The sequence below is a fragment of the Actinosynnema sp. NPDC020468 genome, assembly GCF_040642015.1.
In the GTDB taxonomy this organism is placed as follows: domain Bacteria; phylum Actinomycetota; class Actinomycetes; order Mycobacteriales; family Pseudonocardiaceae; genus Actinosynnema.
The window spans coordinates 182,244-195,579 of record NZ_JBFAEO010000005.1; the positions used below are offsets into that span (position 1 = coordinate 182,244).

Genomic DNA, 13,336 nt, shown 5'->3' on the forward strand with positions numbered 1-13,336 from the left:
CCTACAGGCCGGGCACCTTGCGCTTGAAGGCGGCGATCATCGCGTCCCGGCCGACCAGGTTGAACTCGCGGCCCAGGGTGCGCATGATCGAGTTGTCGGTGGGGCGGTACAGGCCGGTCTTGTAGTACTTCGCGCCGACGAACGCGCCCACGGTGCCGCCGTCGGGCGAGGGCTGCCCGAGGTAGGTCCGCCACTTCGCGCCGGTCGGGTCCTTGGTGACGTTGGGCTCGCCCGGCTCGTCGCCGGTGTACGCCTCGTACGGGTAGTCGTACTCGTCGGCGAGGCCGCCGATGGAGTGGCCGAGTTCGTGCACCGCGATCTGGCCCGCCTGCGCGTTGCCGCCGGCCGCCGTGGCGACGCCGCCGCCCGCGCCGCCGTACTTGGTGGTGTTGCCCAGCGCGATGATCTGGTCGGCCTGCGGCGCGAGCGCGGCGTACTGCTCGGCCGCGGTCTGGTTCACGCACAGCAGGCGCTCGGTGTTCAGGTCCCGGCCCTGGCACCAGAAACCCATGTCCAACGCGGTGTCCTTCGCGCTGCCCAACGCCGGGTCGTTGTCCACGCCGGACTCGGGCGACAGCACGTCGACCTGCCACACGTTGAACTTGTCCTTGTAGGACTTGAAGGGTTCCACGGCGGACAGCTCCGCCCACTTGCCCGCCACGTGGGCGCGGTAGGTGTCGAGGTCGTCCTCCGTGTACCCGTCGCCGACGAGCACGAGGTCGAAGCGCTGGTCGGACGGTCCGGTCTGCTGGACCACCTCGACCTCGGCCTCCACCTCGTCGGGCGCGAGGGACGCCTCGACGGCTCTGGGCACTTCGACGCGGGTGATGGTGCCGTCGGGCGCGAACACCTCGCGCCACTCGGTCGGCGCCGCCGCCGCGCCACCCGGCACGGGTGCGGTGACGGCGACGAGTGCGATGGCCAGCACGGGCAGGGTGAGCCGGTGTGCACGCATGTCACGTGACGCTACGAAGTCGTGCGTTCACTCACAAGGGTGGATTGGCAGGTTTATGGGGTGAGTCGGTGGGCAACGCACGCGAGCGGTTTCGGGTGCGGGGCCTTCGGGACGTGTGACCCAGGTCCCGTCTAGGGGAGTCCGGTGAGCGGGTCGCCGGCGGCGCTACCTACCCTGTTTTCCGTGACCCCGACAGAGCTGGCCATGAGCGGTCCACTGCTCCTGGCCACCGGCGTGGCACTGCTCGCAGGCACCATCTCGTTCGCGTCGCCGTGCGTCGTGCCGCTGGTGCCCGGCTACCTCGCCTACCTCGCCGGACTGGTGGGCGCGGAGGCGCCCGCGGTCCAGGACGGCGAGGACCGCAAGACCGGCCGCTGGCGGGTGACCGGCGCGGCGTTGCTCTTCGTGCTCGGGTTCACGGTCGTGTTCGGACTCGCCTCGTTCGCGGTACTCGGGCTCACCGAGGTGCTGTGGCTCCAGGAGGACCTGTTCCAGCGCATCGGCGGCGTCGTCACGATCGCCATGGGCCTGGTGTTCATCGGGCTCGTCCCGGTGCTCCAGAAGGACTTCCGGCTGCGCCGCAGGCCCCGGGCGGGCCTGGTGGGCGCGCCGCTGCTGGGCGCGGTGTTCGCGTTCGGCTGGACCCCGTGCGTCGGTCCGACGCTCGCCGGCGTCCTCGCGCTGACCCGGGGCACCGAGGTCGGCAGCGCCACCTGGCGCGGCGTCGTGCTGGTGCTCGCCTACTGCCTGGGCCTGGGCCTGCCGTTCGTGCTGATCGCGCTCGGCGCGCGCTGGGCGGTCCGCGCGACGACCTGGCTGCGCTCGCACGTCCGCCAGGTCCAGCTGTTCGGCGGCGTGCTGCTGATCCTGGTCGGCATCGCGCTGGTCACCGGCCTGTGGGGCGAGTTCGTCGGCTGGATCCGGTACTCCGTCGCCAACGACATCCAGTCGCCCTTGTGAGCGCCTTCCTCGCCTTCCTGCGCAACACGTGGCGCGGCCTCACGGCCATGCGCACCGCGTTGACGCTGCTGTTCCTGCTGGCGCTGGGCGCGATGCCCGGCGCGCTGCTGCCGCAGCGGTCGCTGAACGCGCAGAAGGTCGCCGACTACATCGCGAGCCACGGCTGGTGGGGTCGGCTGCTCGACCGGCTCCAGTTCTTCGACGTCTACGCGAGCTACTGGTTCTCCGCGGTCTACGTGCTGCTGTTCGTCTCGCTCGTCGGCTGCCTGATGCCGCGCACCTGGGAGTACGCCAGGCAGATGCGCGCCAAGCCGGTGCTGACCCCGCGCAACCTCGCCCGCATGCCGCACCACGACCGCGCCGAGAGCCCGCGCGACGTGGACACCGTGATCGCCGACGCGCGCCGCCGCCTCAAGGGCTGGCGGCTGGTCGAGCGCGAGGAGGACGGCGGCACCCGCACCGTCAGCGCCGAGCGCGGGTTCCTGCGCGAAACCGGCAACCTGGTCTTCCACTTCTCGTTGCTGGGCCTGCTGGTCGCGTTCGCGCTGGGCAAGATGTACGGCTACGAGGGCCAGGTCATCGTGCAGGCGAACGGCGGCCAGTTCTGCAACTCGGGTGTCTACAACTACGACACGTTCCGGCCGGGCCTGCGGGTCGACGGCACGAACCTGTCCCCGTTCTGCGTGAAGATCGACGACTTCCAGGCGTCCTACCTGCACACCGGCCAGGCCGAGTCGTTCCACGCCGACATCGGCTACCAGTCCGGCCCGGACCTGGACTCGAACACCTGGCGGCCCTACCGGCTCGAGGTCAACAGCCCGCTGCGGACCGTCGGCGACCGCGTCTACCTGCTGGGCCACGGCTACACGCCGGTGTTCACGGTGACCTTCCCCGGCGGCGCGACGCGGACCGGCGCGACCCAGTGGCGCCCGGTCAACGAGATCACCTTCGCCTCCGAGGGCGCGACCAAGTTCGACCCGCCGGACACCACCGACGCCGAGACCCGCCGCGAGAACCAGCTGGCGATCACCGGTCTGCTCGCGCCGACCGCGGTCTACCGGGGCGAGCTGCTCGACTCGGTGTTCCCCGAGGCGCGCGACCCGGCCGTGGCGATCGACGTCTACCGGGGCGACCTCGGCACCGACTCCGGCCGCGGGCAGTCCATCTTCTCGATCGACCAGAAGATGGTCGCGGACGGGAAGCTGAACAAGGTCGCGCGCAAGAACCTGGCCAAGGGCGAGTCGCTGACCCTGGACGACGGCACCGTGATCCGGTTCGACGGCGTGCGCGACTGGGTGTCCGTCCAGGTGTCCCACGACCCGACCCAGGTGTGGGTGCTGGTGTTCTCCGTGCTGGTCATCCTCGGTCTGGGCGTGTCGCTGAGCATCAAGCGGCGACGGGTGTGGGTCCGGGCGACGCCGCAGGAGGACGGGCGTACCGTGATCGAGGTCGGCGGGCTGGCCCGCACCGACCAGGCCGGCTACGGCGAGGAGTTCACCGCCGTCGCCCGCGACCTGTTCAAGGAGGAGGGCTAGATGACGGTCGACGCCACGCTGGCGACCTACAGCGACTGGACCTACAACGCCGCGGTCCTGGTGTACGTCTTCGCCGCGGTGCTGTACCTCTGCGAGCAGGCGTTCGGCCGGGCCAAGGAGAAGTCCGCCGCGAAGTCCGCCGACCGCGAGCTGGTCGCGGCGGGCGGCGTGCAGGCCGACGGCACCTGGCAGCCCGGCCGGGTGGTCCGCGAGGAGCGGTCCCGGCCCGAGCGGCTCGGTCGGATGGGCGCGGCGCTGACCGTGCTCGGCGCCCTGGTCCAGCTGTCCTCGTTGGTGCTGCGCGGTCTCGCGACCGGTCGCGCGCCGTGGGGCAACATGTACGAGTACGGCTCGCTGCTGACGTTCGCGGCCGTGGTCACCTGGATCGTGCTGATGCGGGCATTCCCGGTCCGCAAGCTCGGCGGGTTCGTGCTGGTGCCGATCGTCATCCTGATGTTCCTCGGCGGCACGGTCCTCTACTCCGACGCCGCGCCCGTGGTGCCGGCGCTGCGGTCGTACTGGCTCGTGGTCCACGTGTCGGTGATCTCGGTGTCCAGCGGCGTGCTGCTGGTGCCCGGCGTGGCGAGCATCCTGTTCCTGCTCAAGTCGACCGGCAGGCCGCGGTTCGCGAAGCTGCCCGACGCCGACGTGCTCGACCGGCTTGCCTACCGCAGCACGGTGTTCGCCTTCCCGCTGTTCACCATCGGCATCATCTGCGGCGCGATCTGGGCCGAGGCCGCGTGGGGCCGGTTCTGGGGTTGGGACCCCAAGGAGACCGTGGCGTTCGTCTGCTGGGTGATCTACGCGGCGTACCTGCACGCGCGGGCCACGGCCGGGTGGCGCGGAAAACCGGCCGCGTGGGTCAACACGGTCGGCTTCGTCGGCACCGTCTTCAACCTGTTCTTCATCAACCTGGTCACGACCGGATTGCATTCCTACGCCGGCGTGGGCTGATCTCCACCCGCTGTCGTGGAACCGCCGGGCTCCGACTACCGTCGCAAACATGGGGTCGGGGAGGTCTCGATCCGCGTGGCCCAGGGAGGGACCCCAGCGGTGACCGGACGCTACGAGAATCCCGAGTCGTCGTGGCAGCCGCCGTCGGCCGGTGAGAACCCCACCCAGTCCGGCGCGCACCAGGTGGACCCGAAGACGGAGTACCTGGAACCGGTCAAGGGCACGCCCTCGGGCTCGTACCCGGTGCCCGGCTCCCAGTCCGGCCCGCACCCCGCGCCCGGTTCGCAGTCGGGTCCTTACGCCGCACCGGGTTCGCAGTCCGGCCCGTACCCGCCGCCCGGTTCGCAGAGCGGTGCCTACCCGGCTCCCGGTTCGCAGTCCGGCCCGTACGCCGCGCCCGGTTCGCAGTCGGGTCCTCACGCCGCACCGGGTTCGCAGTCGGGCTCCTACCCCGCGCCCGGTTCGCAGTCCGGCGCGTACCCGCCGCCGGGCGCGCACAGCGGGCCGCACCCCACGCCGCAGTACGCCGATCCCGCCGCGCAGCACCAGTTCCCGGGCGGGTTCCCCAACAACTTCCCGCAGTCCGTGCAGCCGTCGGCACCGCAGCCGCCGCCGCGCGCGCAGGCCAACGACGTGTCCTCGCAGCAGTTGATCAAGCGCGCCAAGCGGCCGCCGCAGTCCGGGTGGCGCAAGACGCTGCACTCGGTCAGCGGTGGTCTGATCAACCTCGGCGAGAGCCCGGCCGACGTGCGCCGGCGCGAGTTGATCACCCGGATCAACCAGCCGCTGCGCGGGTGCTACAAGATCGCCATGCTGAGCCTCAAGGGCGGCGTCGGCAAGACCACGACGACCACCACGCTCGGCTCCACGTTCTCCTCGCTGCGCGGCGACCGGGTGATCGCGGTCGACGCCAACCCCGACCGCGGCACGCTCGCGCTCAAGGTGCCCCGCGAGACCACGGCGACCGTGCGCCACCTGCTCCGCGACGCGGCCCGGATCACCAAGTACTCCGACGTGCGCGCGTACACGTCGCAGTCGCCGAGCAGGCTCGAGGTGCTGGCCTCCGAGCAGGACCCGGCCGTCTCGGAGGCGTTCAGCGACCAGGACTACCTGCGCACGGTGGGTCTGCTCGAGCTGTTCTACAACATCGTGCTGACCGACTGCGGCACCGGCCTGATGCACTCGGCGATGCGCGGCGTGCTCGACCAGGCGGACGCGCTCGTGCTGGTGTCCTCCGGCTCGGTGGACGGCGCGCAGACCTCGGCGGCGACGCTGGACTGGCTGGAGGCGCACGGGTACCGCGACCTGGTGGCCAAGTCGGTCGCGGTGATCAACTCGGTGCGGCCCGGTTCCGGCAAGGTCGACCTGGACAAGCTGTCCGCGCACTTCGCCCAGCGGTGCCGCGCGGTCGTGCGGATCCCGTTCGACGCGCACCTCGAGGAGGGCGCGGAGATCGAGCTCGACAAGCTCGCCCCGGACACCAGGCTCGCGCTGCTCGAACTGGCGGCCACGGTCGCGGACGACTTCCCGAACCACTGACCCGTACTGCCGGCCCGGACTGCCCGCCCGCACCACCGAGCACCCGGCCCACGACGGCGCCCGGACGGCGGCGGCCCGGCCGCGTCCGCTCCGCGCGGTGGGGACCCCGGCTCACGTCCAGGTCCCCACCGACCGCTCACTCGTCGTCGGGCTTCTTCTTGCTCTGCTCACCGAGCTTCCGCAAGAACTCCGGGTCGTCGTCCGGTGCCACGATTCGGCGACTGGGGGCGGTTTCGACCCGGTCCGGTCCGAACGCCCGCCACAGCAGCACGGCGATGGTGAGCGCACCGATCACCGCGAGCAGGTAGAGCATGGTCGCCACCTCCTTCGGCCACGAGGTTACCCGTGTCCAAGAGGTGTACGGCGCTACTGGCGAACCGGTTCGGTCGCCTCCGTGGTCAGCTGCGAGAGCAGCTGCTGGACCTCGGACTCGCGGAACCGGCGGTGGCCGCCCGGTGTGCGGATGGAACCGATCCGGCCCGCGGTGGCCCACCGGGTCACGGTCTTGGGGTCGACGCGGAACAGATTGGCCACCTCACCGGGCGTGAGCAGGCGTTCTCCGGCGTGTTGCTGCATCGCTGTCACGGTGGTTCCTCCCCGATGGCGAACAGACGTACCGGACGCATCGTGGCACTCCACCCGTCGGGTACTCGAACGCTTGGGTGATGGTAAAGAGGTAGTAAGGGACGAAGCTCGCGGTTCGGACATGGGGTGGCCGGGGCTTAGGGTGGCGCGGTGGACGCTCTTGATCGCCAGATCATCGCCGCTCTCAGGGAGAACGGGCGCGCAACCTACGCCGACCTCGGCCGGAAGGTGGGTCTCTCGGCCTCCGCCGTGCACGAGCGCGTGGGCAAACTGGAAGCAACGGGTGTGATCGTGGGCTACCACGCCGTGGTGGACCCCAGCGCGGTCGGACTGGGCGTCACGGCCCTGGTCAGCATCCACCCCACGGACACCGCCGACGACGACGAAGTGGCCGACTCCCTCGGTGAGCTGGTCGAGGTCGAGTCCTGCTACCGGGTCGCGGGCGACGAGTCGTTCATCGTCAAGGTGCGCGTGGCCACGGTGGACGACCTTGAACGTTCGTTGGGGAGACTGAGGAGAATCCCGGGCGTCGCGCGCACCAGGACCACCGTCGTGTTGTCCACGCGTTTCGAAGGACGTCCGAACACCGCCACCGAGGACGCGGACGGCACGGCGTAACCTCGGTAGCCGTGCACCTGGGACGTGATGTCGCGCTGTACGTGACCGCCCGACTGGCGATGGTCGGCGTGGTGACGGCGGCCCTGCTGCTGGTCGACGTGCCGCTGCTGGTGGCCCTGGCGGTCGGCGTGGTGGTGGCGCTGCCGCTGTCGTTGTTCCTGTTCAAGGGTCTGCGCGCGCGGGTGGCCCAGGGCCTCGAGGTCAAGCAGGCCGAGCGGCGCGCCGAACGGGAGAAGCTGCGCTCGCAGTTGCGCGGCGACGCGCCCGCGCCCGGTTCGGACGGCACCGGGGCCCGCGCCTGACGCCCTGCTCGCGCTTCGGTTCAGAAGTTATCGTGCCGGCGTGACCATCTCTGTCGACCGATGTAGTTCACGCACCCGCGAGTGGGTCTGCGAGGCCGTCCGGATCATCGAGGCGGACGCCAACCGCAGTGCCGACACCCACCTCCTGCACTTCCCGCTGCCCCTGGAGTGGGGCATCGACCTCTACCTCAAGGACGAGTCGACGCACCCGACCGGCTCGCTCAAGCACCGGTTGGCGCGTTCGCTGTTCCTGTACGCCATCTGCAACGGCTGGATCGTCGGCGGCACGCCCGTCATCGAGGCGTCCTCCGGGTCGACGGCGGTGTCCGAGGCCTACTTCGCCCGGCTGCTCGGGCTGCCGTTCATCGCCGTCATGCCCCGGTCGACCAGCGGCGAGAAGGTCGCGCTGATCGAGCGGCAGGGCGGCCGGTGCCACTTCGTGGACGAGCCGGGCGCGATCTACGACGAGTCGCGCCGGCTGGCCGCCGAGCTGGACGGCCACTTCATGGACCAGTTCACCCACGCCGAGCGGGCGACGGACTGGCGCGGGAACAACAACATCGCCGAGTCGGTGTTCCAGCAGATGGCGCTGGAGGCCAGCCCGGAACCCGTCTGGGTGGTCGTGGGCGCCGGAACGGGTGGCACCAGCGCGACCGTCGGCCGGTTCATCCACTACCGGAAGCTGCGGACGCGGCTGGCCGTGGTGGACCCGGAGCACTCGGTGTTCTTCGACTCGTGGCGCGACGGCGACACCGGGCTGGTCGGCAGCCGGGGCTCGCGGATCGAGGGCATCGGCCGACCGCGCGTGGAGCCGTCGTTCATCCCGCAGGTCATCGACCGGATGATCAAGGTGCCGGACGCGGCGTCGATCGCGACCGTGCGGCACGTGGAGGAGGTGCTCGGGCGGCGGGTCGGCGGGTCGACCGGCACGAACCTGTGGGGCGCGTTCCAGCTGATCGCCGAGATGCGGGCGTCGCGGCTGCGCGGCAGTGTGGTCACGCTGCTGTGCGACGGCGGCGAGCGGTACTCGAACACGTACTACGACGACGACTGGGTGGCCGGGCAGGGGCTCGACCTGGCGCCGCACCTGGCGACGCTCGTCCGGTTCCGGGCGACGGGCACCTGGTCGTAGCGCTTTCGCAAACGATGCGGGCGGCGCGGGAACGCGGGCGGTGGTCCGTGCGTCGCAGCGTGATCGGCCGGAGGTGTGCCCGGCGGACGGCGCGCGGTTCGCGGGAGAGGGGTGGTCCGGGTGGTCACGTGGCGCACTGCGGAGATCCGGACGGCCGAGGACGTGCTGGCCAAGTCGGTCGCCGACGCCGAGGCGGCCATGCGCGAGGCGGCCAAGCTGCGCTACCCCGCCCGCGAGCCGTCCGCCGAGGACATCCGGCGGGTGATGGCGTTCGCGAAGTCCCAGGACGCGTCACCGGCCATGCAGGCGCTGCAACGGCGGGTCGCCCGCGGCGACCTGAGCTGGCGGCAGGTGCTCTCCGGCGAGGCCGCCGACGACCGCGGGGTCAAGGCCGCCCTGGAGGCCGACCGCGCGGTGCTGAGCACGCTCTGCCAGGGCGAGGCACCGCGTCCCGCGCCGGTCCGCCCGCAGCGGCCGGACGACGACGACCCGATCTCCTTCACCGAGGACGCCTGGTAGCCGCTCCGGTCAGAGCACCAGGGCGACCGTGGTGAGCACCGCCCAGGCCAGCATCGCGAAGCCGGTGTCCCGCAGGACCGGGATGAGCGCCGCGCCCTTCGCGCCGCCGGCGATCCGGCGGGCACCCTGGACGGTCAGCGGGAGCGAGAGCAGGGCCAACAGCGCCCACGGGGTGCGGACGGTGATCGCGACCGTCACCAGGTAGGGCAGCGTCACCAGGACCAGGTACAGCCGGCGCGCGCCGGCGTCGCCCAGCGTGTTGGCCAGGGTGCGCTTGCCGGCGGCCAGGTCGGTGGGGATGTCGCGGAGGCTGTTGGCCAGCATCACGCCGGTGGAGAACGCGCCCATCGCGACCGCGCCGCCGACACCCACCAGGCTCACCGTGCCCGACTGCACGTACAGGGTGCCCAGCACGGCCGCCGGACCGAAGAACACGAACACCGCGAACTCGCCGAGCCCCGCGTAGCCGTACGGCCTGCTGCCGCCGGTGTAGAACCACGCCGCCGCGATGCACACCGCGCCGAACGCGATCAGCCACCACCGGCCGGTCAGCGCCACCAGCACCAGACCCGCCACCGCGCCGACCCCGAACGCCGCGAAGGCCGCCGCCCGCACCGCCGCCGGCCGCGCCGCGCCTGACCCGACCAGCCGGAACGGGCCCACGCGGTGCTCGTCGGTACCGCGGACGCCGTCGGAGTAGTCGTTGGCGAAGTTCACCCCGACCTGGAGCGCCACCGACACCACCAGCGCCAACGCCGACCACGCCGCGGAGAACCCGCCGACCTGGGCCGCCGCGCCCGCGCCCACCAGCACGGGCGCGATCGAGTTCGGCAGCGTGCGCGGACGGGTGCCGGAGATCCACTGGGCAGTCGTGGCCATGGCGGACATCCTCCGACATGGCCACGCCGCGCACCGCGAAGGGGTCTAGCAGGCGCCCGCGCCGGACACGCCCGCCACGTAGGCCTTCGCGACGTACTTGCCCGCCGCGATCCGGTACCAGACGTTCGACGTGCCCTGGGTGCCCGTGACGGACTCGCCGGTCGACTGGCACTCGACCCGCACCTGGGCGTAGTTCGCGGCCAACCCGACCTGCGCGCCCGAGGACGACGCCGACGACCGCACGTTGAGCGGATCGCTCGCGGTCCTCACCGTGCCGGCGGGTCCGGAACCGGTCCACAGGTAGGTCACCGTGACCCACGAGTTCGTGGTCAGCTTCAGGCCGTCCTGGAACACGCCGTCGGCGAGGTCGACGCCCGCCGGGTTCGCCACCACGCGGCCGTACTGGTCCTTGCCGCCGTTATACCTGTCCTCGTAGGCGGCCTGCGCCTCCGGCCTGCCCTGGGGCAGGTCCTTCCACGACTCGCGGGTCGCGGCCGGGTTCCAGTAGTCGTCCTTGGTGTTCCACGGGCCGACGTCCCACACCGGCGCCCACTCGCACCGGCTGCCGGCGCACACCTGGACGCTGTAGGTGCCGGTGCCCTTGGCGGACAGGCCGCGCCGCGAGGGCAGCGCCACGAAGTGGTCCCGGCTCGCGATCACGTGCCCGTTGGCGGTCGTGCCGCCGACCAGGCCCTCGCGGGTCGCGTACACCCGGTAGGACCGGCCGGCGGCGAGCGCCGTGACACCGTCCACAGTGGACGCTTCGAGGGTCAGGCCGCGCACCGCCGGCCGCGCGGCGAGCCCGGTCAGCGCCACCCGCACCTGCACGACGGTCGCGGGCGAGGGCAGCGGCGACCCGGCGGGCACCCACTCGGTCCACCGGTCGCCGCCCAGCGCGCCGCGCACGTCGACGTCGACCGACGTGCCGGCGGGCACGTCCGCGTCCAGGGCGGCGGTGACCGCGTTCGCGGCCGACGGCAGGGTGTGCGGCGCGAGCTGGAGGAACCCGGTCCGCTCGGCGGTGCGGGCACTGGCCGCGGTCGGCGCGCCGGCGGCGAGGGTGATCGCCGACCCGGACGCGACCACGCCGACGTCGTCGGAGGTGACGGCCAGGTCGGCGCGCCACTCGCGGTCGCCGGCCAGTGCGGGTGTGGCGAAACCGGTGACCAGGACCGCGGCCACCGCGACGGGTATCAGGTAGCGCCTTGGCATCGCAGCACTCCTCGCTCCGGACGAGTGGAGCGGAGGACGCCGCGCAGGGCCACCCGTCCCGGCGGCCCGAGCCAAGCGCGGCCTCGAGTTACCTGTCAACCAACAACTTGACCAACGTGGGGGAAATTCACACGAAGGTGGCCGCCACCGCCGCCCGATCGACCTTGCCAGGGCCGCGCAGCGGCAGCGCGTCGACCACCACGAGCCGCTTCGGCGTGGCGAACCGGCCGACGGAGGTCCGCACCGCCTCCCGCAGGCCCTCGACGTCGGGCGTCACGCCGGGCACGGGCACCACCGCCGCGGCCACCGCCTGACCCCACTCGGCGTCCGGCACGCCCACCACGCACGCCTCCAGCACGCCCGGCTGCGCCGCGAGCACCCGTTCCACCAGCAGCGGCGCCAGGTTGTGCCCGCCGGTGACGATCACGTCGTCGGCCCGGCCGAGCACCTCGAGCCTGCCGTCCTCGACCGCGCCGAGGTCGTTCGTCCGGAACCACTCGCCGAACCGCTCGCCGCCCCGGTAGCCGAGCGCCAGGGTCGGCCCGGCCAGCTCGACCACCCCGTCCACCACCCGCGTCCGCACCCCGTCCAGCGGCACGCCGTCGTACACGCAGCCGCCCGCCGTCTCGCTCATGCCGTACGTCGTCACGACCCGTACGCCCAGCTCACGGGCCCGGGCGACCAGGTGCGGCGGCGCGGCGGCGCCACCGATCAGCACCGCGTCGAACTCCCGGACCGCGGCCAGCCCCGGCCCCTCGATCGCGACCAGCCTGGCCAGCTGCGTGGGCACCAGCGCGGTGTAGTGCCGGCCCGGTTCGGCGAGCACCGGCGCGGCCGCCGCGGCGAACCCGGACGCCCGGAACCCGCCCTCCAGGTCCATCACCCCCGGTCGCAGCCCCGCCACCGCCGAGCGCACCAGCACCTGGACGCCCGCGATGTGCGCGCCGGGCAGCGCGAGCAGCCACGTGCCGGGCCCGCCCAGCCGGGCGTGCGTGGCCTCGGCCGACGCGCGCAGTGCCGCCGCCGACAGCAGCACGGTCCGCGCCGCGCCGGTCGACCCGGACGTCTCGACCGCGAGCGCGGCCTCCGTCTCCCACCCGCGCAAACCCTCGGGCAGCGGCGGCAGGACTTCGACCAGGGCGTCCATCAGCAGTCCATCAGTAGTAGTAGGGGTACGGGGACCAGTCGGGGTCGCGCTTCTCGAGGAACGCGTCCCGACCCTCGACCGCCTCGTCGGTCATGTACGCGAGCCGGGTCGTCTCGCCCGCGAACAGCTGCTGGCCGACCAGGCCGTCGTCGATCAGGTTGAACGCGTACTTGAGCATCCGCTGCGCGGTGGGCGACTTGCCGTTGATCTCGCGCGCCCACTCCAGCGCGGTCGACTCCAGCTCGGCGTGCGGCACCACGGCGTTCACCGCGCCCATGGCGTGCATGTCGGCGGCGGTGTAGGTCCGGCCGAGGAAGAAGATCTCCCGGGCGAACTTCTGGCCGACCTGGCGGGCCAGGTACGCCGAGCCGTAACCGCCGTCGAAGCTGCCGACGTCCGCGTCGGTCTGCTTGAACCGGGCGTGCTCCTCGGAGGCCAGCGTGAGGTCGCACACCACGTGCAGGCTGTGCCCGCCGCCGGCCGCCCAGCCGGGCACCACGGCGATCACGACCTTGGGCATGAACCGGATCAGCCGCTGCACCTCCAGGATGTGCAGCCGGCCGGCGCGCGCCGGGTCCACCGTCTCGGCCGTCTCACCCGACGCGTACTGGTAGCCGCTGCGGCCGCGGATGCGCTGGTCGCCGCCCGAGCAGAACGCCCAGCCGCCGTCCTTGGCCGACGGGCCGTTGCCGGTCAGCAGCACGCAGCCGACGTCGGAGCTCATCCGGGCGTGGTCCAGGGCCCGGTACAGCTCGTCCACGGTGTGCGGGCGGAACGCGTTGCGCACCTCGGGCCGGTCGAAGGCGATCCGAACCGTGCCCTGGTCCACCGCGCGGTGGTAGGTGATGTCGGTGAAGTCGAACCCCTCGACGGCTTTCCACCTGGTCGCGTCGAAGATCGCGGAAACGTCCTGGTCTGCCACGACTGGGGACTGTATCCCCGGTCCGCCGCGGCGGGCGTCCCGACGGCGGGAACGGCCGTCGGGGCGCTGGGCGACAA

The 13,336-nt window shown here is 72.2% G+C and carries 15 protein-coding genes; 8 read left to right on the forward strand and 7 right to left on the reverse strand.

The genetic code is table 11. The annotated features are described in order from the left end of the window. Position 1: 1 nt before the first annotated feature. Complete coding sequence (locus tag AB0G50_RS06800; RefSeq protein ID WP_360103076.1) at positions 2 to 955, reverse strand: M64 family metallopeptidase; 954 nt, start codon at positions 953 to 955, stop codon at positions 2 to 4. A 204-nt stretch (positions 956 to 1,159) separates the two neighbouring features. On the opposite strand from AB0G50_RS06800, the gene AB0G50_RS06805 reads away from it, so the two are divergent. The 4 genes from AB0G50_RS06805 to AB0G50_RS06820 all read left to right on the forward strand — a co-directional run bounded on the left by AB0G50_RS06805 (position 1,160) and on the right by AB0G50_RS06820 (position 5,943). Further along, positions 1,160 to 1,915 carry a cytochrome c biogenesis CcdA family protein gene (locus AB0G50_RS06805; protein ID WP_360103141.1) on the forward strand — a complete coding sequence of 252 codons (756 nt, stop codon included), beginning with the start codon at positions 1,160 to 1,162 and terminating at the stop codon, positions 1,913 to 1,915. Between the two features lie 47 nt (positions 1,916 to 1,962). Continuing rightward, complete coding sequence (locus AB0G50_RS06810; RefSeq protein WP_360103143.1) at positions 1,963 to 3,450, forward strand: cytochrome c biogenesis protein ResB; 1,488 nt, start codon at positions 1,963 to 1,965, stop codon at positions 3,448 to 3,450. Beyond that, positions 3,451 to 4,404 carry a c-type cytochrome biogenesis protein CcsB gene (gene ccsB / locus AB0G50_RS06815; RefSeq protein ID WP_360103078.1) on the forward strand — a complete coding sequence of 318 codons (954 nt, stop codon included), beginning with the start codon at positions 3,451 to 3,453 and terminating at the stop codon, positions 4,402 to 4,404. A gap of 99 nt (positions 4,405 to 4,503) precedes the next feature. Continuing rightward, entirely contained in the window at positions 4,504 to 5,943 is a 1,440-nt protein-coding gene (locus tag AB0G50_RS06820) for an AAA family ATPase (protein WP_360103080.1), read from the forward strand. Positions 5,944 to 6,079: 136 nt separating this feature from the next. On the opposite strand, the gene AB0G50_RS06825 is transcribed toward AB0G50_RS06820, so the two are convergent. Together AB0G50_RS06825 and AB0G50_RS06830 are read right to left on the reverse strand one after the other, a co-directional pair. Continuing rightward, a complete protein-coding gene (locus AB0G50_RS06825; RefSeq protein WP_360103082.1) occupies positions 6,080 to 6,256 on the reverse strand; it encodes a hypothetical protein in 177 nt (58 codons plus the stop codon). 53 nt (positions 6,257 to 6,309) lie between these two features. After that, positions 6,310 to 6,519 (reverse strand): BldC family transcriptional regulator, encoded by a 210-nt coding sequence (locus AB0G50_RS06830; protein WP_360103084.1) that lies wholly within the window; start codon positions 6,517 to 6,519, stop codon positions 6,310 to 6,312. A gap of 159 nt (positions 6,520 to 6,678) precedes the next feature. Here AB0G50_RS06830 and AB0G50_RS06835 point away from each other — a divergent pair, with 159 nt between their 5' ends. The 4 genes from AB0G50_RS06835 (at position 6,679) to AB0G50_RS06850 (ending at position 9,099) form a co-directional block, all read left to right on the forward strand. Then, entirely contained in the window at positions 6,679 to 7,146 is a 468-nt protein-coding gene (locus AB0G50_RS06835; RefSeq protein ID WP_360103086.1) for an Lrp/AsnC family transcriptional regulator, read from the forward strand. A gap of 11 nt (positions 7,147 to 7,157) precedes the next feature. After that, positions 7,158 to 7,448, forward strand: a complete 291-nt coding sequence (locus tag AB0G50_RS06840) for a DUF4229 domain-containing protein (protein WP_360103088.1) — start codon at positions 7,158 to 7,160, stop codon at positions 7,446 to 7,448. A 40-nt stretch (positions 7,449 to 7,488) separates the two neighbouring features. Next, a complete protein-coding gene (locus AB0G50_RS06845; protein ID WP_360103090.1) occupies positions 7,489 to 8,580 on the forward strand; it encodes a PLP-dependent cysteine synthase family protein in 1,092 nt (363 codons plus the stop codon). Between the two features lie 120 nt (positions 8,581 to 8,700). Continuing rightward, entirely contained in the window at positions 8,701 to 9,099 is a 399-nt protein-coding gene (locus tag AB0G50_RS06850; protein ID WP_360103092.1) for a hypothetical protein, read from the forward strand. 9 nt (positions 9,100 to 9,108) lie between these two features. Here AB0G50_RS06850 and AB0G50_RS06855 read toward each other — a convergent pair whose 3' ends face one another. From AB0G50_RS06855 to AB0G50_RS06870, 4 genes are all read right to left on the reverse strand, one after another. After that, positions 9,109 to 9,978, reverse strand: a complete 870-nt coding sequence (locus AB0G50_RS06855; protein ID WP_360103094.1) for a 1,4-dihydroxy-2-naphthoate polyprenyltransferase — start codon at positions 9,976 to 9,978, stop codon at positions 9,109 to 9,111. 45 nt (positions 9,979 to 10,023) lie between these two features. Continuing rightward, entirely contained in the window at positions 10,024 to 11,190 is a 1,167-nt protein-coding gene (locus tag AB0G50_RS06860) for a hypothetical protein (protein WP_360103096.1), read from the reverse strand. Between the two features lie 127 nt (positions 11,191 to 11,317). Beyond that, complete coding sequence (gene menE, locus AB0G50_RS06865) at positions 11,318 to 12,337, reverse strand: o-succinylbenzoate--CoA ligase (RefSeq protein WP_360103098.1); 1,020 nt, start codon at positions 12,335 to 12,337, stop codon at positions 11,318 to 11,320. A 10-nt stretch (positions 12,338 to 12,347) separates the two neighbouring features. Further along, positions 12,348 to 13,259, reverse strand: coding sequence for a 1,4-dihydroxy-2-naphthoyl-CoA synthase (locus AB0G50_RS06870; protein WP_360103100.1), 912 nt, complete (start codon positions 13,257 to 13,259; stop codon positions 12,348 to 12,350). Positions 13,260 to 13,336: the final 77 nt, after the last annotated feature.